At 60.2% G+C, this 26,249-nt stretch carries 29 protein-coding genes; 9 read left to right on the top strand and 20 right to left on the bottom strand.

From position 1 onward, the window contains the following. Positions 1–61: 61 nt before the first annotated feature. The 5 genes from H7C18_RS09145 to ilvB all read right to left on the bottom strand — a co-directional run bounded on the left by H7C18_RS09145 (position 62) and on the right by ilvB (position 5,892). On the bottom strand, positions 62–871 hold the full coding sequence (locus tag H7C18_RS09145) for an AraC family transcriptional regulator (protein WP_185128712.1): 810 nt from the start codon (positions 869–871) through the stop codon (positions 62–64). Between the two features lie 227 nt (positions 872–1,098). After that, positions 1,099–2,292 carry an aminotransferase-like domain-containing protein gene (locus H7C18_RS09140; RefSeq protein ID WP_185128711.1) on the bottom strand — a complete coding sequence of 398 codons (1,194 nt, stop codon included), beginning with the start codon at positions 2,290–2,292 and terminating at the stop codon, positions 1,099–1,101. 186 nt (positions 2,293–2,478) lie between these two features. Next, complete coding sequence (ilvC, locus tag H7C18_RS09135) at positions 2,479–3,471, bottom strand: ketol-acid reductoisomerase (protein WP_185128710.1); 993 nt, start codon at positions 3,469–3,471, stop codon at positions 2,479–2,481. A 193-nt stretch (positions 3,472–3,664) separates the two neighbouring features. Continuing rightward, a complete protein-coding gene (gene ilvN, locus H7C18_RS09130; RefSeq protein WP_185128709.1) occupies positions 3,665–4,150 on the bottom strand; it encodes an acetolactate synthase small subunit in 486 nt (161 codons plus the stop codon). Beyond that, a complete protein-coding gene (gene ilvB / locus H7C18_RS09125; RefSeq protein ID WP_185128708.1) occupies positions 4,147–5,892 on the bottom strand; it encodes a biosynthetic-type acetolactate synthase large subunit in 1,746 nt (581 codons plus the stop codon). Before ilvB ends, ilvN begins: the two co-directional genes overlap by 4 nt. A 546-nt stretch (positions 5,893–6,438) precedes the next feature. On the opposite strand from ilvB, the gene H7C18_RS09120 reads away from it, so the two are divergent. Then, a complete protein-coding gene (locus H7C18_RS09120) occupies positions 6,439–6,912 on the top strand; it encodes a GNAT family N-acetyltransferase (protein WP_185128707.1) in 474 nt (157 codons plus the stop codon). A 115-nt stretch (positions 6,913–7,027) separates the two neighbouring features. On the opposite strand, the gene H7C18_RS09115 is transcribed toward H7C18_RS09120, so the two are convergent. The 6 genes from H7C18_RS09115 to H7C18_RS09090 form a co-directional block, all read right to left on the bottom strand. Next, the gene (locus tag H7C18_RS09115) at positions 7,028–7,306 is read right to left on the bottom strand and encodes a 50S ribosomal protein L33 (RefSeq protein WP_185128706.1); all 279 of its coding nucleotides are present in this window, start codon (positions 7,304–7,306) and stop codon (positions 7,028–7,030) included. Between the two features lie 282 nt (positions 7,307–7,588). Beyond that, positions 7,589–7,948: a 50S ribosomal protein L20 gene (rplT, locus tag H7C18_RS09110; RefSeq protein ID WP_185128705.1), complete on the bottom strand. Its 360-nt coding sequence runs from the start codon at positions 7,946–7,948 to the stop codon at positions 7,589–7,591. 53 nt (positions 7,949–8,001) lie between these two features. Then, positions 8,002–8,202: a 50S ribosomal protein L35 gene (gene rpmI / locus H7C18_RS09105; RefSeq protein WP_185128704.1), complete on the bottom strand. Its 201-nt coding sequence runs from the start codon at positions 8,200–8,202 to the stop codon at positions 8,002–8,004. An 18-nt stretch (positions 8,203–8,220) separates the two neighbouring features. After that, positions 8,221–8,775 carry a translation initiation factor IF-3 gene (gene infC, locus H7C18_RS09100; RefSeq protein WP_202886978.1) on the bottom strand — a complete coding sequence of 185 codons (555 nt, stop codon included), beginning with the start codon at positions 8,773–8,775 and terminating at the stop codon, positions 8,221–8,223. Positions 8,776–9,091: 316 nt separating this feature from the next. After that, on the bottom strand, positions 9,092–10,330 hold the full coding sequence (locus tag H7C18_RS09095; RefSeq protein ID WP_185128703.1) for a glycosyltransferase family 2 protein: 1,239 nt from the start codon (positions 10,328–10,330) through the stop codon (positions 9,092–9,094). 313 nt (positions 10,331–10,643) lie between these two features. After that, on the bottom strand, positions 10,644–11,825 hold the full coding sequence (locus tag H7C18_RS09090; RefSeq protein WP_238357563.1) for a glycosyltransferase family 4 protein: 1,182 nt from the start codon (positions 11,823–11,825) through the stop codon (positions 10,644–10,646). Positions 11,826–11,870: 45 nt separating this feature from the next. Between H7C18_RS09090 and H7C18_RS09085 the strand changes: the two genes are divergently transcribed. Continuing rightward, positions 11,871–12,575 carry a phosphatase PAP2 family protein gene (locus H7C18_RS09085; RefSeq protein WP_337913188.1) on the top strand — a complete coding sequence of 235 codons (705 nt, stop codon included), beginning with the start codon at positions 11,871–11,873 and terminating at the stop codon, positions 12,573–12,575. Here the strand turns inward: H7C18_RS09085 and H7C18_RS09080 are convergent. The 6 genes from H7C18_RS09080 to H7C18_RS09055 all read right to left on the bottom strand — a co-directional run bounded on the left by H7C18_RS09080 (position 12,572) and on the right by H7C18_RS09055 (position 17,567). Continuing rightward, a complete protein-coding gene (locus tag H7C18_RS09080) occupies positions 12,572–14,257 on the bottom strand; it encodes an AarF/UbiB family protein (protein ID WP_185128701.1) in 1,686 nt (561 codons plus the stop codon). The genes H7C18_RS09085 and H7C18_RS09080 overlap by 4 nt on opposite strands. A 42-nt stretch (positions 14,258–14,299) precedes the next feature. Then, the gene (locus H7C18_RS09075; protein WP_185128700.1) at positions 14,300–14,641 is read right to left on the bottom strand and encodes a phasin family protein; all 342 of its coding nucleotides are present in this window, start codon (positions 14,639–14,641) and stop codon (positions 14,300–14,302) included. Between the two features lie 68 nt (positions 14,642–14,709). Next, positions 14,710–15,294 carry a sterol desaturase family protein gene (locus H7C18_RS09070; protein ID WP_185128699.1) on the bottom strand — a complete coding sequence of 195 codons (585 nt, stop codon included), beginning with the start codon at positions 15,292–15,294 and terminating at the stop codon, positions 14,710–14,712. A 118-nt stretch (positions 15,295–15,412) separates the two neighbouring features. Beyond that, complete coding sequence (locus tag H7C18_RS09065) at positions 15,413–16,096, bottom strand: Lrp/AsnC family transcriptional regulator (RefSeq protein WP_185128698.1); 684 nt, start codon at positions 16,094–16,096, stop codon at positions 15,413–15,415. A gap of 301 nt (positions 16,097–16,397) precedes the next feature. After that, positions 16,398–17,192: a tRNA (guanosine(46)-N7)-methyltransferase TrmB gene (gene trmB, locus H7C18_RS09060; protein ID WP_185128697.1), complete on the bottom strand. Its 795-nt coding sequence runs from the start codon at positions 17,190–17,192 to the stop codon at positions 16,398–16,400. A 186-nt stretch (positions 17,193–17,378) separates the two neighbouring features. Beyond that, positions 17,379–17,567 carry a hypothetical protein gene (locus H7C18_RS09055; RefSeq protein WP_185128696.1) on the bottom strand — a complete coding sequence of 63 codons (189 nt, stop codon included), beginning with the start codon at positions 17,565–17,567 and terminating at the stop codon, positions 17,379–17,381. 325 nt (positions 17,568–17,892) lie between these two features. On the opposite strand from H7C18_RS09055, the gene mnmL reads away from it, so the two are divergent. The 5 genes from mnmL to H7C18_RS09030 all read left to right on the top strand — a co-directional run bounded on the left by mnmL (position 17,893) and on the right by H7C18_RS09030 (position 21,498). Continuing rightward, a complete protein-coding gene (gene mnmL, locus H7C18_RS09050) occupies positions 17,893–18,858 on the top strand; it encodes a tRNA modification radical SAM protein MnmL/YtqA (protein ID WP_185128695.1) in 966 nt (321 codons plus the stop codon). Between the two features lie 4 nt (positions 18,859–18,862). Then, positions 18,863–19,510, top strand: coding sequence for a class I SAM-dependent methyltransferase (locus H7C18_RS09045; protein WP_185128694.1), 648 nt, complete (start codon positions 18,863–18,865; stop codon positions 19,508–19,510). Between the two features lie 41 nt (positions 19,511–19,551). Continuing rightward, the gene (locus tag H7C18_RS09040) at positions 19,552–19,950 is read left to right on the top strand and encodes a VOC family protein (RefSeq protein WP_185128693.1); all 399 of its coding nucleotides are present in this window, start codon (positions 19,552–19,554) and stop codon (positions 19,948–19,950) included. A gap of 2 nt (positions 19,951–19,952) precedes the next feature. Then, on the top strand, positions 19,953–20,930 hold the full coding sequence (locus tag H7C18_RS09035; protein WP_185128692.1) for a type I phosphomannose isomerase catalytic subunit: 978 nt from the start codon (positions 19,953–19,955) through the stop codon (positions 20,928–20,930). Between the two features lie 112 nt (positions 20,931–21,042). Next, positions 21,043–21,498, top strand: a complete 456-nt coding sequence (locus H7C18_RS09030) for a DUF5367 family protein (protein WP_185128691.1) — start codon at positions 21,043–21,045, stop codon at positions 21,496–21,498. Positions 21,499–21,568: 70 nt separating this feature from the next. On the opposite strand, the gene H7C18_RS09025 is transcribed toward H7C18_RS09030, so the two are convergent. Beyond that, positions 21,569–22,018, bottom strand: a complete 450-nt coding sequence (locus tag H7C18_RS09025; protein WP_185128690.1) for a hypothetical protein — start codon at positions 22,016–22,018, stop codon at positions 21,569–21,571. Positions 22,019–22,207: 189 nt separating this feature from the next. Here H7C18_RS09025 and H7C18_RS09020 point away from each other — a divergent pair, with 189 nt between their 5' ends. After that, on the top strand, positions 22,208–22,738 hold the full coding sequence (locus H7C18_RS09020; protein WP_185128689.1) for a MogA/MoaB family molybdenum cofactor biosynthesis protein: 531 nt from the start codon (positions 22,208–22,210) through the stop codon (positions 22,736–22,738). Positions 22,739–22,820: 82 nt separating this feature from the next. Here H7C18_RS09020 and H7C18_RS09015 read toward each other — a convergent pair whose 3' ends face one another. Beyond that, positions 22,821–24,308 (bottom strand): DHA2 family efflux MFS transporter permease subunit, encoded by a 1,488-nt coding sequence (locus H7C18_RS09015; protein WP_185128848.1) that lies wholly within the window; start codon positions 24,306–24,308, stop codon positions 22,821–22,823. Between the two features lie 174 nt (positions 24,309–24,482). On the opposite strand from H7C18_RS09015, the gene H7C18_RS09010 reads away from it, so the two are divergent. Continuing rightward, entirely contained in the window at positions 24,483–25,103 is a 621-nt protein-coding gene (locus tag H7C18_RS09010) for a TetR/AcrR family transcriptional regulator (protein ID WP_185128688.1), read from the top strand. Positions 25,104–25,223: 120 nt separating this feature from the next. Here the strand turns inward: H7C18_RS09010 and H7C18_RS09005 are convergent, their stop codons facing one another. Then, on the bottom strand, positions 25,224–26,234 hold the full coding sequence (locus H7C18_RS09005) for an ABC transporter substrate-binding protein (RefSeq protein WP_185128687.1): 1,011 nt from the start codon (positions 26,232–26,234) through the stop codon (positions 25,224–25,226). Positions 26,235–26,249: the final 15 nt, after the last annotated feature.

Below are 26,249 nucleotides of genomic sequence, written 5' to 3'. Positions count from 1 at the left end.
CATTTAGAATCATAGCGGGAAGTCGTCGATCGCGCCATGCTTGTTTGCAAGATCGGACATGTTATATTTTTAGATTTCGCTCGCGTTCCTGCTTGTATCCGAGGGGGGACAGACCGGCTTCCTGCTTGAATACCCGGCTGAAGTGGAAATAGTCCGCGAAGCCGACCCGCTGCGCGATCTCCTTGGCGGACAGCCGAGTCTCCTCGAACATTCGCTTGGCCTTCTCGATTCGCAGCGCGCGCAGGTAACCCGTCATGGTCGTGCCTGTCAGCCGCTTGAACAGGACCGTGAAATGTCCCTCGCTCATCCCCGCCCGCTTGGCCAGCATCGGCAGCGTCAACTTCAGCATGTAATGCTCGTTCAGGTACGACAGCGTCTCCGCCAGCGCGTCGGCCGAGGGCCCGTCCGCCGGCTTCAGGCCGGTCTCGTACAAATAGATGTACAGCACCCGTTCGAGCATCATCCGCTGCTTGTAGCGAAACGCCGCCTCCCGTTCCACGGCGGCTCCGACGGGCGCCTTCATGCTCAGCAGCTCGTCGAGCATGTAGCGGATTTTCGTCTCGCTGACCGTCTGCAGCGGACCCTCCAACGACCAGCTCCCGTCCGCCGGCAGCATGCGGTAATAAAGCAGGACGTAGTCGGCCTCCTTGGTCTTCGGCGCTTCGATCCGATAAGGTCCCCGGCCCGGATGGCAAGCGTACCCTTGCGCGCAAACAAGAGGCTCCGCGCCCGCAGGCCGGATTCGGACATGGCCCCGGCGGACGGACAGCAGCACGTAAGTGCCGGCGGGCTCGTCGATAGTACGCGAGCGGTGTCCCGTCTCGATCCCGATCAGCTCGGGGATCAAATCGGCAAGCTGTTGAAAGCTCATGAAGCGAAGTCCCCTTTCCATACGGTAGATTTACTGTACGACAAGCCGCTTCGCTCTGACAATGGACGAACCTTGCCGTACAGCGCGAGCGTCGACGAACGCGTCGTCCGCGTCCGGGACCCGTTGGAACTTAGATTCTTTAACGGCGAAAAGCCCGCCGATCAGCGCGGAAGCTGACCGGCGGGCTTGGAGGAGTGCGGATCGGGCATGAAGAAAAAACGCGCTTTCTATACCAATACCCCGGCCAGCGCCCTGTTCAGACGCTCCATTCCGATCTCCGTGACCGAAGCATCGTTGTAGGAGAAGTTCATCCTCATCGCATTGCGCTTCGGATTGTCCGCGAAGAACGTAACGCCGGGCACGAAGGCGACGCCCAGTTCCACCGCCGTCTTGAGCAGCTCGGCCGTGTCCGCTTCCTCGGGCAGCTCCACCCAGAAGAACATGCCGCCTTCCGGTTCCTCCCAGGAGACGCCCGGCCAATTGTACTGCCGCAGCAGATCGGCCATCCGGCGCATCCGGCCCTCGTATTCCTTCCGAACCAGCTCGATGTGGCCGTCCAGATCGAAGTGCTCCAGCAATTGGTGCAGCGTCTGCTGGTCCAGCGAGCTGGACTGCAGATCGGCCGCTTGCTTCGCGCGGGCCATCTGGCGGATCACTTCGGGGTCTCCAAGCGCCCAGCCGGTGCGCAAACCCGGAGCGACCGTCTTGGAAAAAGTGCTCGTATACACGACGCACGAACCTTGCGGATGCTCATCCAGCGAGAAAATGGACGGGTACGTGCGGGAACCGTCGCCGAAGCGAAGCTCGCCGTACGGGTCGTCTTCCAGAATCAGCGTATCGGCTTCCCGGCAAAGCTTCAGCGCGCCGCGGCGGCGCTCCTCGCTCCAGACTCTTCCGGTTGGATTCGAAAACGTCGGGATGACGTACAGCATTTTCGGACGGTACTGCTTCAGCTTCGCTTCCAGATCGGCCAGATCGATGCCGTCCTTGTCTCCGTTCACCGACACCGGCACCGCGCCGTAGGAGCGGAACACCTGCAGCGCCGACAAATACGTCGGACGCTCGACCAGAATGACGTCGCCCGGATCGATGTAGATGCGGGAGAGCAGATCGATCACCTGCTGCGAGCCCGTCGTGATCAGCATATCGTCCGGCGTTACGTTCATGCCTTTGCGCGCCATTCGCCTGCCCAGCGATTCGCGCAGCGGCAAATAGCCTTCGGTCAGCCCGTATTGAAGCGCCTTCTTGCCGAGCCGCATCGAGCGCTCGAACGCTTCCGAGATGGCCGTCACCGGGAAATGCTCTTCGGCCGGAAGGCCTCCCGCGAACGAGATGACGGAATCGCCTTGCGTCAGCTTCAAAATTTCGCGAACCGCGGACGAGGAGAAGCTTCCCAGCCGCGCGGAAAATCGATAGTTCATTCGGGGTTCCCCATTCCTTGTTGCGAAGTCCGAGCTCCCCGCTTCGGCCCCGCGTCGTATTGCCGCCGCGCCTCGCGGCAGCGTTCTCATCCCGGCCCGGAACCCGGTCGGCTCCGAAGACCAAAAGGAAAAGCTGTTCCGAAAGGCAGTTGCCTGCCATCCGGAACAGCCGGTGCGTTCGTTCGCTTACTTCTTGATCCAGTGCATCAAGCCGCGAAGCTGCGCGCCGACCACTTCGATCGGATGCTCGGCTTCGTTGCGGCGGGTCGCCGTCAGAACGGCGCGGCCGGATTGATTTTCCAGGATGAAGTCGCGTGCGAAGCGGCCCGATTGAATGTCCGACAGAACCGCCTTCATCGCTTTCTTCGTCTCGTCGGTCACGACGCGCGGTCCGGAGACGTAGTCGCCGTATTCGGCGGTGTTGGAGATCGAGCTGCGCATAGCGGCCAGACCGCCTTCGTACATCAGGTCGACGATCAGCTTCAGCTCATGCAGGCACTCGAAGTATGCCATTTCCGGAGCGTAGCCGGCTTCCACCAGCGTCTCGAAGCCCGCTTTGACGAGGGCGCTCGCGCCGCCGCACAGAACGGCTTGCTCGCCGAACAGGTCGGTTTCGGTCTCTTCGCGGAAGCTCGTCTCGATGACTCCCGCGCGGGTGCAGCCGATGCCTTTGGCATAAGCCATGCCGATCTCGAACGCCTTGCCCGTTCCGTTCTGGTGAACGGCGATCAGGCCGGGAACGCCGAAGCCTTCGACGTACGTGCGGCGAACCATGTGGCCCGGGGACTTCGGAGCGACGAGCAGGACGTCCGCGTCGGCCGGAGCCACGATCTGGCCGAAGTGAACGTTGAAGCCGTGGGAGAACATCAGAGCGGCGCCCTTCTTCAGGTTCGGCTCGATCTCGTTCTTATAGACGGACGCTTGCGTCTCGTCCGGCATCAGAATTTGCACGACGTCGGCTTTGCGGGTAGCGTCGGCGACCGGGAAGACTTCGAAGCCGTCGTTGCGGGCCGCTTCCGCGGACTTGCCTTCGCGAAGGCCGATAATGACCGACAGGCCGCTGTCGCGCAGGTTTTGCGCTTGGGCGTGGCCCTGGCTGCCGTAACCGATAACTGCGATCGTCTTGCCTCTGAGCGCGCCGAGATCGGCGTCTTTTTCGTGGAACAACTTGACTGCCATTGAATATATGCCTCCTTAAATTAAAAAACCTTTATGGCAACCCTCATGAAACGGGCGTCCCAAGGGAGGAGCGGCGCGATGCGGCCGTTCGGGCGGGGCGGACAAGCCCCGGCCGCGGGCGGCGGCTTCCGCGCTTCTCCCCTCGAACACCCGCTCCAGCGGGAAGCGGATGAAGAAGACAGACGGCTAAGGATTAACGGCCGCCGCGGATCATGGCGGTGACGCCCGTGCGGGACAGCTCGCGGATGCCGTACGGCTTCAGCAGCTCGACCATGGCGTCCAGCTTGTCGGAATCTCCGACGGCTTGGACGATCATGCTGTTCGCACCGATGTCGACGACCGACGCGCGGAACGTCTCGACGATGCCGAGAATTTCGGGACGGGCCGCAGGCTCGGCGTTGATCTTGATCAGGCCGAGCTCGCGGGCGACCATCGGACTCGAACCGACGTCGATGACTTTGATGACGTCGATGATTTTGTAAAGCTGCTTCTGGATCTGCTCCAGCGTGTGATCGTCGCCGCCCGCGACGATCACCATCCGGGACAGGCCGGGTTCTTCGGAGGCTCCGACCGTGATGCTCTCGATGTTGAAGCCTCTGCGTCCGAACAACCCCGACACCCGCTGCAGAACGCCCGGATGGTCGTTCACGAGAATGGCAATGGTATGTTTGCGGTTCATTCGGAATCCCCCATGAGCATTTGATCGATCGTGCTGCCTTGCGGAACCATCGGGAAGACGTTCTCCTCCTTGCGGACGACGAACTCCACGACCGCGGGACCGGGATGCTTCAGCGCCTCTTCCCAAGCGCGGCGAGCCTCTTCCTTGTTCGTCGCGCGGAAGCCCTTGACGCCGTAAGCTTCGGCGAGCTTCACGAAATCCGGGCTGCCTGCCAGGTCGATATGGCTGTAGCGGTTGTCGTAGATCAGCTCCTGCCATTGCCGAACCATGCCGAGCACCTGGTTGTTCAGGATCGCTACTTTGACCGGGATGTTGTTGATGGCGCAAACCGCCAGCTCCTGCGCGCACATCTGCATGCCGCCGTCGCCGTTGATCGAGACGACGGTGCGGTCCGGGTTGCCCATCTGCGCGCCGATGGCGGACGGGAAGCCGAAGCCCATCGTGCCGAGGCCGCCGGAGGTGACCAGCGAACGCGGCTGGTTGAACGGGTAGTACTGAGCCGCCCACATCTGATGCTGGCCGACGTCCGTCGTGACGATCGCTTCGCCCTTCGTCGTCTCGTGGATCATCGAAACGACCCATTGGGGCTTGAGCTCCGTTTCGGAGTCGGCGTACTTGAACGGCTTGCTGGCCTTCCAAGCCTGAATCTGGGCACGCCAGACGTCCGCTTTGTCCGCGCGCTTCGCCAACGCGACCGCAACCTGCAGCACGGCCTTCACGTCGCCGACGATCGGAATTTCGGTCGGCACGTTCTTGCCGATCTCGGCCGGATCGATGTCGATGTGGACGATCTTGGCCATCGGCGCGAAGCCCGACAGCTTGCCCGTCACGCGGTCGTCGAACCGGGCGCCGATATTGATCAGCAGATCCGCGTTCTGAATCGCCGTGTTCGCCGTCCACGTCCCGTGCATGCCGGGGAAGCCCATATGCAGCTCGTGGCCGGTCGGAAAAGCGCCGAGTCCGAGCAGCGTCGTGGTGATCGGAATCTGCGTCTTGGTAACGAATTCGTACAGTTCTTCGTGCGCTCCGGAGTAGATGGCGCCGCCGCCGACCAGCAAGATCGGACGCTCCGCTTCCTCGATCGCGCGGATCATTTTGTCAACCTGGTTGCGGTTCGGTTGAACGGTCGGGTTGTATCCGCGCAGATGCACTTCCTTCGCCGGCTGGAACAACGCCTTCGCCGCCGACACGTCCTTCGGAATGTCGATCAGGACCGGCCCTTTGCGCCCCGTGTTGGCAATGTGGAACGCTTCGTGAATGACGCGCGGCAGATCGTTGACGTCGCGCACCAGGTAACTGTGCTTCGTGATCGGCATCGTGATGCCGACGATATCCGCTTCCTGGAACGCATCGGTTCCGATCAGCGAGGTCGCCACGTTGCCGGTGATGACGACGAGCGGCACCGAATCCATGTAAGCCGTCGCGATGCCGGTAACCAGATTCGTTGCTCCCGGACCCGAGGTCGCGATGCAGACTCCGACTTTGCCCGTGCTGCGGGCATATCCGTCGGCCGCGTGAATCGCCCCTTGTTCGTGACGGGTTAGCAGATGGTTAAAATCGGAGAAGCCGTACATCGCGTCGTAGATAAAGAGCACCGCTCCGCCCGGATATCCGAAGACGCAGTCGACGCCCTCCAACAGCAGGCTCCTAAGCAGCATTTCGGATCCCGTAATGACTTCCGGCTTGCTCCATTTCTCAATCAGTTCTTCCTTGGACTTCAGCGTGGCACTTTGCGCGCTCATCCGTCATCCTCCTTTCAAAATGTTCATTCCACAAAATCTTGGACCCAAAATCAAAAAGCCTCTCGTCCGAACATCGATTAACGATATTCGGGACGAAAGGCTGTTCCTTCCGCGGTACCACCCGGATTCACCGTACGCCTCGCAGCGACGGTCTCATAAAGTACGGCCGGATCGCTTGAGCGCTCAAGCGCCGATCCTTATACTTCGGACGCGATAACGTGCGTCACTCCGATTCCCCCTACAACGAAGGCCGGCAGGCCGACGGTTCAGGCGAACAGCTCCGAGGAGACCCGGCGTACAGGGATTAAGGCATCGGTCTCAGCAAATCCGACGCTCTCTGAGCTCAAGAGCCCTCCCGCTTCTTCCTCTTCACGGCTGTTGATCATGTTCGGTCGATTTAGTCCCCATTATATGCTTCCCGGAAGCATTCGTCAATATTTCGTTTCCGGAACCCGGGGGAATTCGCGGAGAACCACCAGGCGGACGTGTTCATACGATATGGAAAACGGCCCGAAGCGCAACCGAGCCGTGGCGGGAGGAATGGCCGTGATCCGTTGGAAAAATCCCCGCGACATGCCGGGCATCGTCCGGCTCGTCCGCACGCAGCTCGTTCCGCTGTCGCCGTGGCACCACCCCCGAGACCGCCGGCTCTATGGAGACGTCGTTCGGCGCCTTCGCGAGGGCGCCACGCTGGTTGTCTCGAGCAGCCGAAGCTCGGACCCGTTCGCGTTCCTGCACATGATCGTTAAAGATTCGACCTTGTTCGTCGATCTGCTCGCCGTGGACCCGTCCCAGCAGAACCGGCACTGGGGCACCGCGCTGATGCGGCGCGCCGAGGAGTACGGCATCTCCAAGGGCTGCACGAACGCCCTTCTGTTCGTCGACGAAGGCAACGACAAAGCCCACCGGTTCTATAACCGGCTCGGCTATCGTACCGTGCAGCACGTCGGGGAGCTGCGCTGCTACCGGTTGGAGAAGCCGCTCGAATCGTTCCAGAAAGACTGGCTCCTGGGGCTTTAAATCGGACGTTCCCCGTGGCTGCGGCAAAAGAGCCGGCCTCCCGGCCGGCTCTTTTCTCCCGAAAAGAATCTCTGTTCCGCTTATAATCGGCCGGTGAACCGGCAGCCTTATGCCGTTACCACCAGCCGTCAAATCCGCCGAAACCTCCAAAACCCCCAAAGCCCCCAAAGCCCCCAAAGGCAAAGGGAGCCGTTCCGATGGCAAGCAGGTCGAACAGCACGAGCGGAATGAACGCTTTGGTGCTCGCTTTGCCTCTGCCTCCCGGGCGTTCCAGCACGAGCCGGTCTCCGCTGACGCGAAGAAGCTTGCCGCTTACTACCGAGCCGTCCTTGCGAACGGCATAGATCCGTTTCCCGATCAACTTGCGCGCTTGATCTCGAGTAACGCGGGACAATCGAATCCCTCCTTTCCGACAGGGGATCGTCCGGAGCCGAATCGGTCCCGCTGCAGAACCTCGGTCCGGAAGATCGCTCCCCCGTTGTCCTGCAGTTTATGTCCCATCGGAACGTTCTGCTTGTACCTCTGCCCTCTCCGGCGTGGAAAAAGACGGGACAAAGCGGCAAGGATTCGAAGGGCCCCGCGGGTTCTCTTTCGCCGCCCTGTCGGGCAGAAAGAAACCGCCGGCCGCTCCTCGGGGGGAGCGAACGGCGGTTTCCGGACAACGCGGCAAACGGAGTTACGCGTTGATCTTCTCTTTGGCGGTGCCGGCCAGCGTGTTGAACGCGTTAATGTCGTTCACGGCCAGGTCGGCGAGAATCTTGCGGTTCACGTCGATGCCGGCCAGCTTCAGGCCGTGCATCAGCTTGCTGTAGGACAAGCCGTTCTGACGAGCGGCCGCGTTGATGCGCACGATCCACAGTTTGCGGAAGTTGCGCTTCGTCTGGCGACGATCGCGGTACGCGTACATCAGCGACTTCATGACTTGCTCGTTTGCCTTCTTGAACAGGCGATGCTTGGCGCCCCAGTAACCTTTCGCCAGCTTCAGGACTCTATTGCGACGGCGGCGCGTGACGAACCCGCCCTTGACTCTTGCCATTGCTCATTACCTCCTACGGAATGGTCCGTCGCTCGCGCGACTGGTTCAATCGATTATTTCAGGTTGGCCAGTTGCTGCTGCAAGCGGCGAACGTCCCCTTGCGCCATCAGCGGCTGCGTTCCGAGAACGCGCTTCTGGCGGCCGGACTTGTGGGACAGCAAGTGGTTCTTGTACGCTTTGAAGCGTTTCACTTTGCCCGTGCCGGTAATCTTGACCCGATCCTTCAGGCTGCTGTGCGTCTTCATCTTAGGCATCAGTATATCCTCCTGTCATCAGTGGCTCTTGGGAGCCAAAATCATGATCATGCTGCGGCCTTCCAGCTTCGGGACCCGCTCGACGACGCAGATGTCGGATACTTCGTTGGCCACGCGCTCCAGAATCTTCTGGCCGATGTTGGCATGGGCAATCTCGCGTCCGCGGAACCGCACGGAACATTTGACCTTGTCGCCCTCGCCCAGAAACTTCACGACGTTGCGGAATTTCGTCTGGTAGTCGTGCTCCTCGATGTTCGAACGGAACCAAACTTCCTTCAGGTCGACAATCTTCTGATTCTTCCGGGCTTCCTTATCTTTCTTCTGCTGCTCGTAACGGAATTTGCCGTAATCCATGATGCGGCAAACCGGCGGCTTCGCTTGCGGCGCGATATTGACCAAGTCCATGTTCGCGTCGATCGCCATCTGCATCGCTTCACGGAACGGCTTGATGCCGATCTGTTCGCCGTCCGCTCCGATCAGCCGAACTTCCTTCGCCCGGATTTCCTCGTTGATTTGATGATCCTTGCTGATAATGTTCCACCTCCATAAAGGACTGAGCTGCCTCTGACACAAACAAAAAATGCGGGCCCGAAGACCCGCATTCCGTCGCTAACGTGGATAGCGCCGCGAACGGAAAACCGTTCGCCGCCTGACGAAAGCTACGCCGTACCAGCCGGCCGGCGCCGGTCAGGTGAGAAGCGGGTGCTTCTTCTTAAAGCGTGCTGATTCAAACAGTCACTCGATTACTATATCACGCCCGCCGGGACGTGTCAACGGGGAGCCCGACCCCGCCCGAATTCAAAAAAAAGGCGGCAGTCCGGGGACCGCCGCGTTCGACCTCGTATGCCGACCGGCCCTTCCGATTCGGAGCCTGTCCGTCCGGCCTGCCTTACATCTGCTTGCCTTGCACTTCCTCCAGCCGCAGCACGCGGGTGTGCTCCGTATGGCTCCACGTCTTGTTGTTCTGCGTAAAGAACGCCCAGAACGTGATCGGCCACCACGAGACGAAGAAGATCGGGAAGGTGATCAACCGGACGTAGCTTCTCCAATTGACCTTCTCCAGGATCATCGCCAGCGGGCATTGGAAGTAAATATACAGCGCGACCGGCACGGCCATCCAGCTCGGGAAGATCGAGTAGATCGAATCGAAATGCTTCTCGCCGGGGAGCAGCAGATCGAACCAGAGCGTCGCGGTCAGCGTAAAGCCGATCAGAAAATTATAAGCGTTGAAAATGTAAAATGCGGCATCGATCTTCGTCCAGGAACGCTCCTTGATTCCTTGCCAGAGCGTCGGGAACATGTAGCGGCGGGCGATCTCGAAGTGCCCTTGCATCCAGCGCAGCCGCTGGCGGGCCGAAGCCCGGAACGTAATCGGCTTCTCGTCGTACACGCGCGCGTCGAAGTTGAACTTCGGATAGATGTTCCGCTGAATGCAGCGGATCGTAAACTCCAGATCCTCCACCAGGCTCGTCGCGCCCCAGCCCATCTCCTTGAGAAGCTTGGACTCGAAGCACATGCCGGTGCCGCCGAGGAAGTTGGACAATCCCAGGTTGTAGCGCGGAAGCTGCCACAGCCGGTTGCAGAACCAATAGTTGATTCCGTTGGCGGCGCTGACCCAGGAGTCGTGCGGGTTCTTCGTATCCAGGTAGCCCTGGATGACGCGGTGACCGGCGAGAAGATCCTCGTTCATGTACTGGAGGAAGTCGGTCGCCACCAGGTTGTCGGCGTCGAACATGACGACCGCGTCGTAGCTCTTCGGCCGCTTCCACAGCTCCCGCAGCATCCATTCGATCGCGAAGCCTTTGCCCCGCTCGTTCGGATTCGTGCGCTCGCAGGCGTAGACGCCCGGGTAGCTTCGTACGATATCGGCGGTGCCGTCCGTACAGTTGTCGCAGATGACGAACACATCATAGAGCTCGCGCGGGTACTTCAGCTTAAGCAGGTTATCCAGCAGTGCCCCGATGACGGCTTCTTCATTGTGGGCGGCCACAAGAAGAGCGAAAGACTTCGTGGGCTCGTGGACGATCCTTTCCTTTTTGCGATACCAGCCGAAAAAAGATAAAAACACCTGGTAAGCGCCGATCAGGAAAAACAACACCTGAAAAGCCAGCAGCAAATCGTTCAACATATTCAGTTGTACCCCCTAAACCCCATTTTCTTGGCTCGGTGCGCGCTCCCTCTCTGTTTGGCGGAGTCGTTCGCCCGGCTTTTTTTTAATTGCGTTTTTTCTCTCTCTCTGTTTAGACGCTGAATCGATTGTCTTTGTTCCACATCGCTTTGTCAAAAGTCTTCTGCAGCCGAATTCGTTCCTATGGGCGGCGTGGTTCCCTTCCGGGAAGCTGACCGGCTCCTGGATGCGATTTGCTGGGCGGGACGGGGAGCGCGCTTCGCCTCGCTCCGTTTCCAAGACCTCAGTCCCGGCTTGCGGGCAAAGCTCCGGTTCACACGACGGCATCTTCCCTGCCGCTAGGTCCCGCGTCGTCCGACGACTCGCGGATGCTGGCGAGCAGCCGTCCGAACACGTCGTCCCACGAGCGAGACCGGGCGTCCGCGAGAGCCGCCGCCGAGAGGCGGGAACGGAGGCCGTCGTCGGCGTGCAGCCGCGCGATGGCGGCCGCGAAGGCGTCGGCGTCGTCCTCCCGGCAGAGCAGCCCCGTCGCGCCGTCCCGCACCGTGTCGGGCACGGCGCCGGCGTCCGCTCCGATGACGGGCAAGCCGCACGCCATCGCCTCCAGCACGACGTTGCCGAACGTCTCGGTCGGCGACGGAAACAGCAGCGCATCGGAAGCGGCCATCCAGCGCTGCAGTTCGGGCTGCGGCACCGCGCCGAGGAATCGGGCGCGCACGCCGTGCTTGTCGGCCAGCGCATGCAGCGCGCCTGCCGTCGGTCCGTCTCCGGCGAACACGAGCTCCGCGTCGGCGCCGGAATCCCGGACGAAGCGGCGCAACGCCTCCACCGCGAGTCCCGTCCGCTTCTCGGGCGCAAGCCGGCCCGCGTACAGCAGAACGAATCGGGAGGCGGGAACGCCGGCTTCCGACAAGAATCGTTCCCGTTCGACGAACGGGTGGAACAAGCCGGTATCGACCGCCCGGCTCCACACCTCGAGCCCCCGCCAGCCGTCGCGTCCGCACTCCTCCTGCACGGAGCGGGACGGAACGTAGATCCGGCGGCAAGGACGATGGAACCAATGCAGGTAGCTCCATAGAAGTTTACCCATCCATTGCAAATTGTAAAACGGCAAATAGCGCACGAAATGCGTATGGTGAGACGCGACCAGCGGAATGCCGTGCTTCAAGGCGAGGCGGCGGCCGGTCAGGCCGGTTCCGAACGGCGTCGCCACGTGAACGGCCGTCGGCCGGAAGCGAAGCAGCTCGCGCTCCGCCGCGAACGAGACCGGCACCGCGACCCTGAGCTCGGGATAGAGGAAGAAGCGAAAGCTGGCGAGACGCTCGGCCTCCTCCGAGACGATCGCCTCTCCCTTGGGCCTTGCGGGAGCAAACACCTGACAGGCAATGCCGTTCCGACGCAAATAGCCGACCCAGCGCTCCAGCGTCTTGGCCACGCCGTTAATCTCCGGAGCGTACGTGTCGGTGAACAGAGCCAAACGCATCGTCGAGCTCATATCGCTTCGCCTCCTTCTGATTTGCCTTCATCATAAAGGAGGGAAATGATCGGAAAATCAAGCGAATGTCAAATCGCGGGGCCCCGCTTGTCCGTTTTTTTGGGACTTAAGAAGGTTTTACGCGCGTTTTCGTTTCCGTTCATGCTGGCGATACAAATGAGTGATATCCTAGAAGGGAGGCTTGGGCAAGATGCACCGGAGAGGAGACTCGTCATGGAGAGATTGTACCGGCTGTTGGAGCGCGTGGAAATGCCTCTGTTCATGCACGTGAACACGAAGTGGAACCGGGACTTGTGGGACCGGCTGTTCCGGATTCTGACGCTGCTCGGAGGGGCGACGTTCTGCCTCGGCTTCTCGCTGGCGGCCGGACTGCTCGCATCCGGTCCGTGGCGCGCGGCCGGCTGGCAGGGGCTCGCCGCCGTCGCGCTGAGCCATCTGCCGGTTGCGCTGGCCAAGCGGGGCGCCCCGCGCCGCCGGCCCTATCAGAAATATCCGCAAGCAAACACGTGCCGTAAACCGCTGAAGGATCCGTCGTTCCCGTCCGGCCATACGACCGCGGCCTTCGCCATGCTGACGCCGTGGATGGCGGCCGCCCCGATGCTCATCCCGCTGCTGCTGCCGATCGCCGTCGGAGTAGCGCTTTCCCGCGTTTATTTCGGCCAGCACTATCCGAGCGATACGATCGCCGGCGCGCTGCTCGGCTGCTCCGCCGCCCTGCTCGTTCCCCTCTGGCTTTCTCTTCCTCTCTAAAATCTCCCCGAACGAAAGATCGAGTAAATCAGCCAGAGGAACATCGCGCCGGCGACGGCGAATCCGATCTCGATGGCGGGAATGCGCCACAGCATCGTATGCTGATGGCTGATGGACGAGCCGATGATCAGCCCGACCATCATGATGCTGAACGCCAGCAGCACGATGCTGAAGGAGAGACGGTTGCCGATCCGGTCGAGCTTCCTCGCGAACTTGTCCGTCTCCGACGCCGGGATGGACAGCTCCAGCTTGATCTTGCCTTGCTTCGCGAGCGTCAGCAGCTCCCGCAGCTTGCCCGGCGCTTCGCCGAACCATTCGACATATTCCGGCAATTGCCGGCTCAGCCGGTTCAGCCATTTGCCGGGGCTGAGCCTGTCCAGCAGAAGCTGCCGGCCGAACGGCTCCGCTACCTTGATGACGCTGAAAGTCGGATCGAGCGACGAGACGACGCCTTCGGTCGTCAGCAGCGTCTTGCCGAGCAGCGTCATCTCCGAAGGAATGCGGATGGAGTGCCGCTGGGCCAGTCCGAACAGCCGGTTGATCGAATCGCCCAAGCTGATCTCGCTCAGCGGGACGTTGTAGTACAGCTCCCTCAGTTCATCCACGTCGGCCCTGAGCGAATGCCGGTCCGCATTCTCGGGAATCATGCCGAGCCTCTCGACCGCCCGGATCACCCCGTCCGTACTCTGACCCCGGAGCGCGATGATCAGCGAAGCGAAGTGCACCTTCGTCTCCGGCCGCAGCTTGCCGACCATCCCGAAGTCCAGCAGGGCGATCCGCCCTTCCGGCAGCGCCAGCACGTTGCCCGGATGGGGATCGCCGTGAAAGAAGCCGTCGATCAGCACCTGATGGAAGATCGCGGTCGCGAATTTGCCGGCCAGCTCGCGGCGATCGTAGCCGGCTTCGTCCAGCTTTTCCCGATCGGTCAGCTTGATGCCTTCCACCCGCTCCATGGTCAGCACCCGATCCGACGACAGGTGGCGGTACACGGCCGGAATGCGTATGTAAGGAAGCGACTCGCTGAGCACGGCGAACTTCTCCGCGTTCCGGCGCTCCCTGTCGTAGTCCAGCTCGCCAAGCAGCGCCGCGCCGAGCTCCCGCGTCATCTCGCCGAGACGGTAGCGCCTCGCCCATTCCAGCCGCTTCTCGGCCATCGCCGACAGCTCGGCCAGAATTTCCAGGTCGGTCTGCACCACCTGCCGGATTTGCGGGCGCTGCACTTTGACCGCCACTTGTACGCCCGTAGGAAGCGAAGCGTAATGCACCTGGCCGATCGAGGCGGCCGCGACCGGGAATTCGTCGAATTCCCGGAAGAGCTGGTCGATCGGCGCGCCGAGCTGTTCCTCGACGATTCTCGCCACGTCCGCGAACGGAAAAGGCGGCACGTCGTCCTGCAGCCGCTGCAATTCGCGGGTCAGCTCGGGCGGCATCAGATCGGCCCGCGTGCTGGCAAGCTGCCCCAGCTTGACGAAGGTAGGGCCCAGCTCTTCGAGAAACATCCGCAGCCGGACGGCGATGGTGGGCCGATCGGACTCCGGCTTATCGTCGCCTCGGAGCGGCCGGTAGGGTACCGGGACAAATTCGGACAAACCTAAATCTTTGACCACGTAGCCGAAGCCGTACCGGACGAACGCGGAAGCGATCTCCCGATACCGCTGAAAATGGCGGATTCTTTTCCCCACGCCTTCCTCCCCTTTCTCGGCCTAGCGTCCATCCGGCCAAGCTTAGGAAGGCGACGGGTCCGACTCGTCCGCTGCGACCGGCAATTCCTGTTTCGGCAGGCGGCTCATCAATTCGTCGAGACGGCGTTCGATCCGTTCCACGTCCGCTTGGGTCGCCCATTTCTTGTCGCCGATCACGGCCTGGACGCGCTCCTGCACCATCGTCTCCAGCCGGCGCTGCGCTTCCTCGCCCTTGCGAAGGAGGTCGTTCAGGAACGCGAACGATTCCTCGCGGCTCATCTCGCCTTTTTTGACCCATTCGTCCGCCAGCTTCTCCACCTGCTCTTTGCCCGCGATTACCATGCCGAGGCCGAGCGATACCGTCTTGCTGATCAAATCTTTCATGTTCCTTCAGCTCCTTCGCGTGTCGGAAATATTTCCGTTAGTGTAGGCTCAGCGCCCTGCCTCCATTCTTAGGCGGACGGCTGACTCGTGTTTTTCTTCTTCGGCTGCGGCTTGTTCGTGCCCATGACGATATCCAGCGCGGGGTGCGAGACGCCGTACCAGGCGTGGTCGTCCATGAAGTGATGAAGCAGATGCTTCTTGCGCATCCATCTCCCCCACGGGGTGATCGGGGTGATCGGGCGATGGGCGACGTAATGCATCCATTGATAATAAAGCTGGAACAGCGCCGTTCCCGCCATGATCGCGGCCACGAGCTTTAAGTCCCTCGTCAGAGCCCACAGAACCAGAAAATATCCGGTATGGGTTGCTGCGTCATAGCGAAGCGGGCTGAACAGATGCTCCAGGTCGTTCGGATGATCGTGATGGGCGACATGGCCTTTGTACATCGCAGGAGCCATCTTGGGAAATTCATGAAGAAGGAAGCGATGCACCAAATATTCGAACAGGGCATAGACGGCCATGCCCGCGACGAACCCCCAGACCGAGCGTCCGCCTTCATAGAAGACGCAGGCGAGCGTCGTGGCGACGACAAACAAAGCCACCATAAACGCAATCATGGGATTGGTAAAAAATTCGCGATAATAACGAGCCATGCAAATCACGCCTCCGTCCTCGGATATAAAGTGTTCCGGTGAAAATGACAGTGTATGGCGCGCGGACCGCTTCCCCCGTCGGAAGCGATGCCGCTTCATGTTGCGGCTCACCGGCTTGTTAAACCAGCGCTTCAAGCAAAAAATCAGAAAGCAAAACTTTCTCGCGCTCGGACAAATCCGTTACGGATCGCAAATATTTCCCCGCGAGCTCGGCCAGCTCCGCGCCGATCTCGCGAGCCGACTCCGGCGCGACGGTGCCGAGCACCGCGCCCGCGAACGTCGTCATCCCGATCTCTCCCGTCGGCGCGCGGGACACGAGGTGACGGACGTACTCCTCCGCCTTGCCGCCCGTCTTGTACAAATACATCAGCATCACGCCGATGCTGTATGCGCATACTTCCATTCCCCGCTTGACATGCCGAACTTCCTCTTTGAGCTTGCGAAGCCGTTCGGTCAGCGTTCTCCGGGACGAGATGCCGCGGAGCGCCGCGAGCAGCCGGGCGCGGGTCGCTTCCCAATCGTCCGCATCGACCGCCGTTTCCTCCCGTTCCGCTTCGAGCAGCTCGTAACCGAGCGGAGTCGGCACGAACCGGACTTGCGTTCTGCCCGTCTCCCCGCCGTTGGCGGCATAGCTGCGGACGGCGCAGCCCATCTTCTCGATCTCCTTCAGCATGTCGTAAGCGGTCCACTTGCTTACGCCGAGTGCGGCCGCCAATGTTCCGTAGTGCACCGGCTCGTTCTGCTGGCCGTATAACTCGGCGAGCTGCCCAAGAAACTGCTTTCGCCGCCTCGTCAGCAGCATGCGATTATCTCCTCCTTCTCGAAACGGCTGATCCGGGGACGCCGGATTTTCATTTTTTTGGTTTTTGGGTTTTTTGGGTTTCCCCTCTCTATTCCATCATATGCGAACGAACCTGTTCGTCAATCGGGTTTGGCCAAAAAAATTTGAGAAAGCTTTGTGAAGAAGCGGGCGGATACGAGGAATTGGGCTGCTCTCTTGAGCGGAATTTCGTCGGTGCAACGAGAAAGCGCCGCATAACAAAACCGCCGGGAGCTCTCCGGCGGTTTCGGTTTGGATCAAATTCCCGATCGGGCGTCCGATCTTATTCGGCATTCTCTGCGCTCGAAAGGGCGTCCTGTTCGCCCGCTTCGGCCGCAGCCTGCTGCCGGGCTTCCTCGCGAGCCGCCGCCGAGCGCATCTTGCCTTCGACTTCGGAGCGGTGCCGCGCGATCGCCTCGCTGCCGATGACCGCTTCCAGCCGGTAGATCGGCTGTCCCCGCTCGACGAACTTCGTCTCGTATTCGGTCATGACCAGATCGTCGCGCAGCCCGTTCCGATGCAAATCCAGCGAGATGTTGCGCATCTGCAGCAGCGAGTCGGAAAAGCTGTTCAGCGAAAATTCGAACAAGCTGAGCGAATCCGTCTTGAAGTGGATCTCTCCCCGCTCGTTCAGCGCTTCCTTGTACTTCTCCAGAAAGCGGGAATGCGTGAGCCTCCGCTTGGCATGCTTGCTCTTCGGCCACGGATCGCTGAAGTTCAAGTAGATGCGGTCCAGTTCACCGGGCGCGAACATCTCTTCCAGCCGCTCCGCGTTGCCGCGCACGAGGAACAGATTCGGCACCGTGTCCGAGCCCTTCTCCAGCCAAATCTGCTTCGCCTTGGCGCTTCCTTTTCGCAGCAGCTCGTCGAACATATCCATGCCTAGATAATTGATCCCGGGATTGCTTGCGCTCATCCGGCTGATAAATTGGCCTTTGCCCATGCCGATCTCGACGCGGATCGGATTGTCGTTGCCGAACAGCTCCCGCCAACGCCCCCGGTACCGGCCCGGCTCCAGCACGACCAGATCGTTCTTTTCGAGACTCTCTCCCGCATTTTTTCTGCTTCGCAATCGCATGACTTAATCCCCCTGCAGACGTTGCGGCCCTTGCGCGGACCGCGTTCCGAACTCGTTAACCGACACCTATTGTGCCGAATCCGGCCGGAAATGTAAAGGGACGCGCCGGGCGCAGCTTCCCGATTAATCAAAAAAGACCGCATCCGCTCCATGGGAGCGACGCGGTCCGGGCGAAGGCATCCGCGGTCAGTTGACCGGGCGCTGCTCTTCGATGTGGTATTGAATGTCGATCGCTTCTTGCAGCTTCCGTTTGGCGGACACTTCCACGCCGTGGTTGCTGTGGAACTTGATACCCGCAAGCGCCATTGCCTCTTTAATGGTCAGCTCGACCTTGAGCGTGTCGTCCCCTTGGGGGATTTTAACGGTAGAAGCCATGATCCTCACCTCTCGCTTTCTCCGAAAATGAAGTAAAGGGCGGATGTGCCCCGACGAGTGGAACGGCAGACGACATCCATGCGAAAAATAGAGGTCGAAAATCGCAAAATTCATTGATTTGACGCACTTTTAATATAACATATCATGTGAGGTATTTCAAGATGAAAACCCTGTCAATACGCCCTTTTTGCATAAAATCCTGTTTATCGGAATGCCTCTTTGGAGCAAGCTCCCTTTATCGGGACGGACGAGCGTTCTCGCCATCGACGCCATTTTTCGGTACAATGGCAGTAACGGATTTTCACAGCAAGGAGCGGTCCGCCTGATGCCAACGACCGAAGCGAACGATACCGTCCTGCAGCCTAATCTGTGGAGCGGCAAAAGATTTCATACATGGAACCACGAAATGCGCGAGCACTTCGGGGAAAAAGTGTTCAAGGTGATGCTCGACGCCGGTTTTACGTGCCCGAACCGGGACAACACGATCGCCAAAGGGGGCTGCACCTTCTGCAGCGCCCGCGGCTCGGGCGACTTCGCCGGCAGCCGGAGGGACGACCTGGTCACGCAGTTCAATACCGTGCGGGACCGCCAGCACCTGAAGTGGCCGAACGCGAAGTATATCGGTTACTTCCAGGCTTATACGAACACGTACGCCCCGCTGGAGACGCTCCGCGAGTATTATGAAGCGATCCTGCGCCAGCCGGGCGTCGTCGGGCTGTCCATCGCCACGCGTCCGGACTGCCTTCCGGACGACGTCGTCGATTACCTCGCGGAGCTGAACGAGCGGACGTATCTGTGGCTCGAAATGGGTCTGCAGACGGTGCACGAGACGACGTCGGAGCTCATCAACCGGGCGCACGACACCGCCTGCTACCTGGATGCGGTGCAGCGGCTGCGGGCGAGGGGCATTCGCGTATGCGCCCACATCATCTACGGCCTGCCGGGCGAGGACCGCGACATGATGCTGGAGACGGGCCGGCAGACCGCGGCGATGGACGTGCAGGGCATCAAGATTCATCTGCTGCACCTGATGCGCAAGACGCCGATGGTCCGCCAATGGCGGGAAGGCCTCTTGCGGTTTTTGGAGCGGGACGAATACGTCGGTCTTGTGGTCGATACGCTGGAGATGCTGCCGCCCGAGATGATCGTCCACCGGCTGACCGGCGACGCGCCGCGCGACCTGCTGATCGGCCCGATGTGGAGCCTGAACAAGTGGGAAGTGCTGAACGCTTTCGACGCCGAGCTGGCGCGAAGGAATACTTGGCAGGGCAAGCTTTGGGGAGGACGCTGAGGCGATGGGCTTTCTCTCCGTGCTAAGCCTGGCGCAGCGCTGGGCGGCGGAACGGCTGGAGCCGGGCGCCGCCGCCGTCGACGCCACTGCCGGAGGCGGCGTGGACACGCTGTTTCTCGCGCGGGCATGCGGCCCGAAAGGGCGCGTGTACGCATTCGACGTGCAGCGGGATGCGGTGAATCGGACGCGCGAAAGGCTGGCCGCGGCGGCGCGGGACTCGGAGAGCGGCAGCGGGAACGGGAGCATCGCGCGCCGCGCTTCGGGCGGAGGCTCCGCTCCGCCAAGCCTCGCGCCGGTCGAGCTGCTTCTCGCCGGCCACGAGCGAATGGCCGAGCTGGTGGCGCCGGAGCATCGCGGCCGCATCCGCGCCGTTATGTTCAACCTTGGCTACCTGCCGGGGGAGGGCGGGGACCGATCTATCGTCACCCGTCCGGAGACGACCGTCGCGGCGCTCGAGGCGGCGCTTGGACTGCTCGCCCCGAAGGGAATCGTCACCGCGGTCCTTTACCCTGGACATGAAGGCGGGGACATCGAAGCGGCGGCGGTTGAAGCGTGGGCGGCGGCGCTGCCTTCCGTTCTGGCCCAGTCCGTACAGTACCGGTTCCCGCAGAAGCCGTCCGCTCCCTATCTGATCGCCGTCTCGAAGCGCTGATTCCTATTGCCCCAATCATTGTTAAGGAGACTGAGAAACCTATGACCGTCCGCAAAATCGAACACGTCGGCATCATGTCGAGCGACCTGGAGAAGTCCATAGCGTTTTATGTCCAGGTCGTCGGCCTGGAGCATCTGGAGACGATGACGCATACGAACGGCGTCATTCGTCTCGCCTTCCTCTCGTTTCCCGGTCATCGGGAGACCGAGGTCGAGCTGATCGAAGGCTATGACGGCCAATTGGCCGCGGAAGGCCGTGTCCACCATGTCGCTTTCGCCGTCGACGACATCGAAGAGGAGTACCGCCGCATCGGCTCGCTGTCCGTCCGCGGGCTCGACGACGCGATCACGACGCTGCCGAACGGAAGCCGCTACTTCTTTTTCCTCGGCCCCGACGGCGAATCGATCGAATTTTTCCAATCCACGCGAGGAGGACAATGATGATGAGTCAAACCGTGCAACCTTACCCGCTTCACTTCAAGCCCGATTTCAAAGAACGCGTCTGGGGCGGCCGCGCCTTGGAACGGTTCGGCTATGACGTTCCGGAGGGACACATCGGCGAAGGCTGGATGATCGCCGACCACCCGAACGGCGTCTCGCACGTGCTCAACGGCGAGCTGGCCGGCCAGGGACTGGATCAAATCCGCGAGAAGCTCGGCGCCGAATGGTTCGGTTCCAAAGGAAGCCATTCCGGCAACGGCCGGTTCCCGCTGCTGATCAAGCTGCTGGATTGCAACGACGACTTGTCTGTGCAAGTTCATCCGACCGACGATTACGCGGGGCTGCCCAAGGGCGAGCTCGGCAAGACGGAAATGTGGTACGTCCTGGACGCCAAGCCGGACGCCAAAATCATCTACGGCCTGAAGTCCGGCGTGAATCGCGAATCGTTCGCTGCCGCCATTGCGGAGCACCGGATCATGGATTCGCTGCAAGTCGTGTCCGTTCAAGCGGGAGATACGTTCTACATACCGGCCGGAACGGTTCACGCGCTCTGCGCGGGCGTACTCGTCGCGGAGATCCAGCAGAACTCCGACACGACGTACCGGCTGTACGACTACGACCGCCCGGGTCTGGACGGGAAACCGCGCGAGCTGCACATCGAAGATTCGCTCAACGTCACCGCGTATGAGGGTGCCGGCGCGACGCGCATGAAGACGGATGGAGCCAAACCCGGCGAATGGTTGACGCTGGCTCGTTCTCCTTACTTCGTAACGGACAAAGGAATCGTCGATGGTGAATGGAAGGTATCCACGACACCGGAGAGCTTCGATATTCTGATCGTGGCCGAAGGAACGGGAGCGATTCGTTGGGGCGCCGGCACGCTGGACGCCAAAGCGGGAGATTGCTTCCTGATTCCGGCTCCTCTCGGCGAATATACGTTAGCCGGCCGCTTTACCGTGCTCCGCAGCCGGGTGGAATAGGACGAACGTTCCGGGGTCGGTGTCCTCGCTCTCGAGATGACTTCCGCTTTCCGGAAAAGCTCGTAGAAACGTGAAGCCAACTGCGCGTCTGGCGCGAAAGGATGACGGACTTTTGCTGCGTCAATCGTTGATTTTCGCCGGGATCGGACTGGCGGCGTGGGCGGTCGCCACATTGTTTTTCATGCTGTTCGGGCATTGGGTGCTGGTGGACGTCGGCGACGCCCGTTTCGGGGCTTCCCTGTTTCTGCTGGAGGCTTTGACCGTTCTGGTGCTGATCGGCCTCTCTCTCGTCGTCCGACTCAAGCTGTTCCGGGAGAGCGGTTCAGCCACCCGTTTCGGTTTTATCGGCACGCTTGTGGGACTGATTCTGGACACCTTCGCCGTCTGGTACGAGGACAGCGTCTTTCCCAAGTTCGACGCCGGCCAGCATCGCGCCTTCACCGTGTGGATGACGCTTGCCTATGCGTTATTCCTTCTCGTGCCGGCCGTAACGGATCGGCTCGTTCGGACGGGCCCGTCCGTTCGCCAGTCGTCCGCCGAAGCCCAAGCAGACAGCGATGACCGTTAAAAACAGAAGCGCAGCCTGGAGATCGCAGCCGGCTGCGCTTTTGTCCTGCTTTCACACCGATAACGACCGATCAGCCATATGCCAGACTCGCCAGCCATGCGAATGCCACGACCGCGGAGAACGGATAAACAGCCTTCCGGGAACGGGCAAGACCGAAAGACGCGGCGGACTGAACGAGCGCGAAGAACGTTCCGATCGGTCCGACGGCGGCCATACCGGCGTTCCACCCCATTGTGAAGCCGAAAAATAGGAATCCGGATAGCGTGAACAGCAGCCATCTGGCAGCCCGTTTGTGTTCCTCGCGCCGGAAGAAGAGCAGGATGCCGTCGATGACAATGGAACAAGTCGTCCCGTACACGAAAAATAGGAAAGCCAAAAAGGAATTTTGCATCAAGTGGAAGGTTGCGGAAAGGTTGCCATTTAAGAAAATCAACATGATGAGTTGAAACAGCAGCCAGGAGATTCCCGACGCGGTCAGCTTGATCAAAACGTAACGAAACGCCTGAAAGCCCGTAGCCATCCCGCCTCACCTCCGGTTGCCTATAGTTTACCATAGACTCAAAGAGATGCCATTGCCCAGAACAAATCCCCCAAAAGTGAAGGGATGCTCTGAAGTTAATTCCGATTCCTTTTGGGGGAACCCCCGGTTATCCACAGGAAATTTAATCGCATCATTTCCTAAACAATAAAAAAAGGAGCAAACCAGCGTATGCCCACCAGCCCATCTGCCGAGCAGCATCGACGAGAAGCCCCTTCATCCGTCACATGCCTCGTGGTTACCGTCTCCGATACGCGGACGCCCGACACGGACAAAAGCGGTCGGCTCGTACGCGACCTGCTCGAAGAGAACGGATATCAAGTTGCGGAAGCGAGGATCGTTCCCGATGAGTACGATCTCATCCGCGAGCTGCTGCAAGATGCGGCCGCCAACCCGGCCATCGAAGCCGTCTTGCTGAACGGAGGAACCGGAATTGCCGGGCGGGATACGACGTTCGAAGCGGTCCGTGACGTCCTGCAAAAGGAAATGCCCGGCTTCGGGGAGATCTTCCGGATGCTCAGCTTCGCCGAGGACATTGGTTCGGCCGCCATGCTGACGCGGGCGATCGCCGGCACGATCGGCACGACCGCCGTTTTCTCCATGCCCGGCTCTACGGGGGCGGTCCGCCTTGCGATGACGCGGCTGATCGTCCCGGAGCTGCGCCATGTGATGCGGGAATTGTACAAGGATTCTCCCAAATGAAATAACCCCAAATCGTTAACTGCTTCTTCACTATGAAGAAAAGCCCGGCTCCTGTTAGGAGCCGGGCTTCGCTATGAAACGATCAATGAGACGCGCGCGCGGGCTTGGGCTGCCCTTCCGCTTGGATTCCTGCGTCTTGGTCAGGCGACTTGGTCCGCTTGACGAAGAATCCGAGGATCAAAGCGAGCACGCCGATGGCAAGGCCGATCCAGAATGCGCTGTGCAAGCCGGATACCATGCCTTTCGCCGCCTCCAGCGGGTTCGTCGGATCGCTGGACTTGCTCAGATAGTCCTTCGAACGGTTGGACATGATGCTGATGAACAAGGCCGTCCCGATCGCGCCGGACACTTGCTGCAGCGTATTCATGATCGCCGTTCCGTGCGGATACAGATTGCGCGGAAGCTGATTGAGCCCGGTCGTCTGGGCCGGCATCATCACCGCCGAGATCCCGACCATCATGATAATGTGAATCAAAATGATGTAACCGTTGCTCGTCGTCTCGTTAATTCCGGTGAACATCCAGATGGCAACGCAGACGATTACGAGTCCGGGGACAACGAGCAATCTCGGACCGAACTTGTCGAACAGCTTTCCGGAGACCGGCGCCATAATCCCGTTGACGACGCCGCCGGGAAGCAGCGTAAGCCCGGACTTGAACGCCGTCATCAGCAGCGCTCCCTGCATGAACAGCGGCAGCAGCGTCAGCGTGGAGAACAGCGTCATCATGACGACAAAGAGCAAAATCGTGACCAGCGTGAACATCGGGAATTTGAACGCCCGCAGATCCATGACCGGCTCTTTCAACAGCAGTTGCCGCCATACGAACAGAATGAGGGCGACGATCCCGACGATGATCGTCCAATATACTTCCGGATCCGACCAGCCGATCTCCCCGGATTTGCTGAAGCCGTAAACGACGCCTCCGAATCCGATCGTGGAGAGCAGGATCGACAGCACGTCGACTTTGGGCTTGGTGAGCGTCGAGACGTTCTTCAAGAAGCCGGCTGCGAACAGGATCGAGAACAGCGCAAGCGGCAGCACCAGATAAAACAGCCAGCGCCATTCCAGCGAGTCGAGAATAAGGCCGGACACCGTCGGGCCGATGGCGGGGGCGAACATAATGACGAGCCCCATGAGCCCCATCGCCCCGCCCCGCTTCTCCGGGGGGAAGATGACGAGAATCGTGTTCATCATAACCGGCAGCATCAAGCCGGTTCCGAGCGCCTGAACGATCCGGCCGGTCAGCAGCACTCCAAATTCTGGAGCGAACGCGGAAATCAGCGTTCCTACAAAAAACAAAATCATCGCCGACAAGAACATCTGCCGGGTCGTGAACCATAGCTGCAGCACCGCCGTAACCGGCACGAGCACCCCGATGACGAGCATGTAAGCCGTCGACAGCCATTGAATCGTAGAATAGGAAACCGCGAATTCCTTCATCAAATCGGGAAGCGCGTTGGCAAGCAGCGTCTCGTTCAAAATGGCCACGAAGGCCCCGATAATGAGAGCAACGACGATTGGCCCTCTCTTGATCTTGCTGAGGTCGACCGACGGGCCTTGCCCCTCCATGCCTGATGCGTTCATAACTTCTGTTTCCCTCCTGCCTTTCCCTTTTCTCTTTTTTTGTCTACACTTGTATGCGTAATTGCACAAATGTATATGAGCAATATACCTTGGACACCCGCCCCCGTGTCAAGAGCCAAACGGAGCGTCGTTGTAGTCTAAGCTACAAGGAGGACCAATATGTATACGAATAAGCCGCATCGCGACAAAACCGATCTGCGCGTTCGACGTACCCGCAAACTTCTCTGGGAGGCGCTGCTCGCGCTGCTGCAAAGCCGTTCCTTCGAATCGCTCACCATTCAGGAAATATGCGATCAAGCCATGGTTCACCGCACCACCTTCTATAAACACTTCGAAGACAAATTCAGCTTGCTTTCTTACGGATTGACGGAGATTCGGGAGATGTTGGCGGCAAGAAGCTACGAAGACCGTATTCTCCACCCGATGCTGACATTCGAGCGCCTCGGTCAACCCCTGCCGCTGGAAGCCGTGCTTCGTTCCCAGCCGGAGAACGGATTCCTGATCAACATGATGCAAAAGCATGCATGCGACTCTCTGATGAAGGACTTGGAAGAAGCCGAGCGGAACGGCGCCCGCTTCCGGATTCCCCTCGAAGCGCTGGCTTCCTTTTATTCGGGAGCGGTTTCTTCGCTCGCTACCTGGTGGGTCTTGTCGGGAAAGGAGATTCCGGCGCAAGAGGTGGATCGCTACTTGCAGTCGATGATCAATCGCCGAGCGTTCTTCCCCGGTTCCGAAGCGAATGCGGCGACGGGCGAATCGCAAGGCTCCGGTTCCGAATGAATTATAGCACACATACGTTCGCATTGAGAAGAAAAATTTAGCAGAATTCCGAACTTTGGTCCTGCCCCCGATAGGGATGGCATGCAGACGAAAAAGGAGCCGCTTTCGCGGCCCCGTCGCTCATCCGTTTTCCTTGATCAGGCTTTCCATGTAATCCAGCCCTTTCGACTGTCCCATGGCGAGCGGACCCATGATTTCCGTATCGACGACGTACAGCTTCTTGTTGCGAACGGCGTTCAGCCGGTTCCAGACCGGATTCTTCGCCAGCTCCGCCAGCGTCGTTTCCGCGGATTTCGTGAAGTCCTGGCCGAGGAAGATGTAATCCGGATTCAGCTCGCTGACGCCCTCCATGTCGATCTCCCCGTAATCCTTCAAGGAATCGAAGTTTTTGAAACCCAGGCCGTCGTAATACGGCTTCATTCGCACCCCGTCGTAATAGTTGAAGCCTTTTTCCCAGGTCATCATGAAGATCGCCGTCTTGCCCTTCATGCCGGAGGCTTCCATTTGCTCAGCGGCCTCCTCCAGCTTCTTGCGATAACCGTCGATGTATTGCTGCGCCTTGTCGCCGTCTCCGACTACATCGGCCACCTGCTTGATCGTCTCCTCCCAATTCTCGGACGAATGGACGACGACCGTCGGAGCGATCTTGGAGAGCTCGTCGTACATCTTCTCGTCGTACTCCCAGGCGATGATCACGTCCGGCTTCAGGGCCAGAAGCTTCTCGAGATTCGTCTCGTCGCCCAGGTCGGCGATCCGTTCGTCCTTCAGATACGGCTGGTACGCGGCAAAGTTCCGGAGCGAACTCATTCCGACCACGCCGCCCACGAGGGTCTCGTCGCCGATGGCGAACAAGTGGTCCGCGTAAGGGAAATAAGTGACCGCGACCGTCTTCGGCTTTTCCGGGATCACCACGTCTCCTTCGGGCTGATGAATGGTCAGCGGAAAAGAGGCTTCCGACGCGTCCGAAGAGGAAGCGGAAGGCGAAGCGGCGGAGGCGGAAGGCGATTCCGAAGACGCGGTTGCGGCGGAATTCCCGCTTCCGTTGCCGTTGCTGCCGCCGCAGCCGGCCGCGATCAAGGCAATAAGAAGGATCGCCATAAGGACTGTGAACGTTTTTCGGTTGCTGCGCATGTTCGGATTCCCCCA

The sequence above is a fragment of the Cohnella zeiphila genome (assembly GCF_014212055.1).
Lineage (GTDB): Bacteria > Bacillota > Bacilli > Paenibacillales > Paenibacillaceae > Cohnella > Cohnella zeiphila.
Note: the sequence above shows the minus strand (reverse complement) of the source record. Positions and strands in the feature narration are given on the sequence as shown.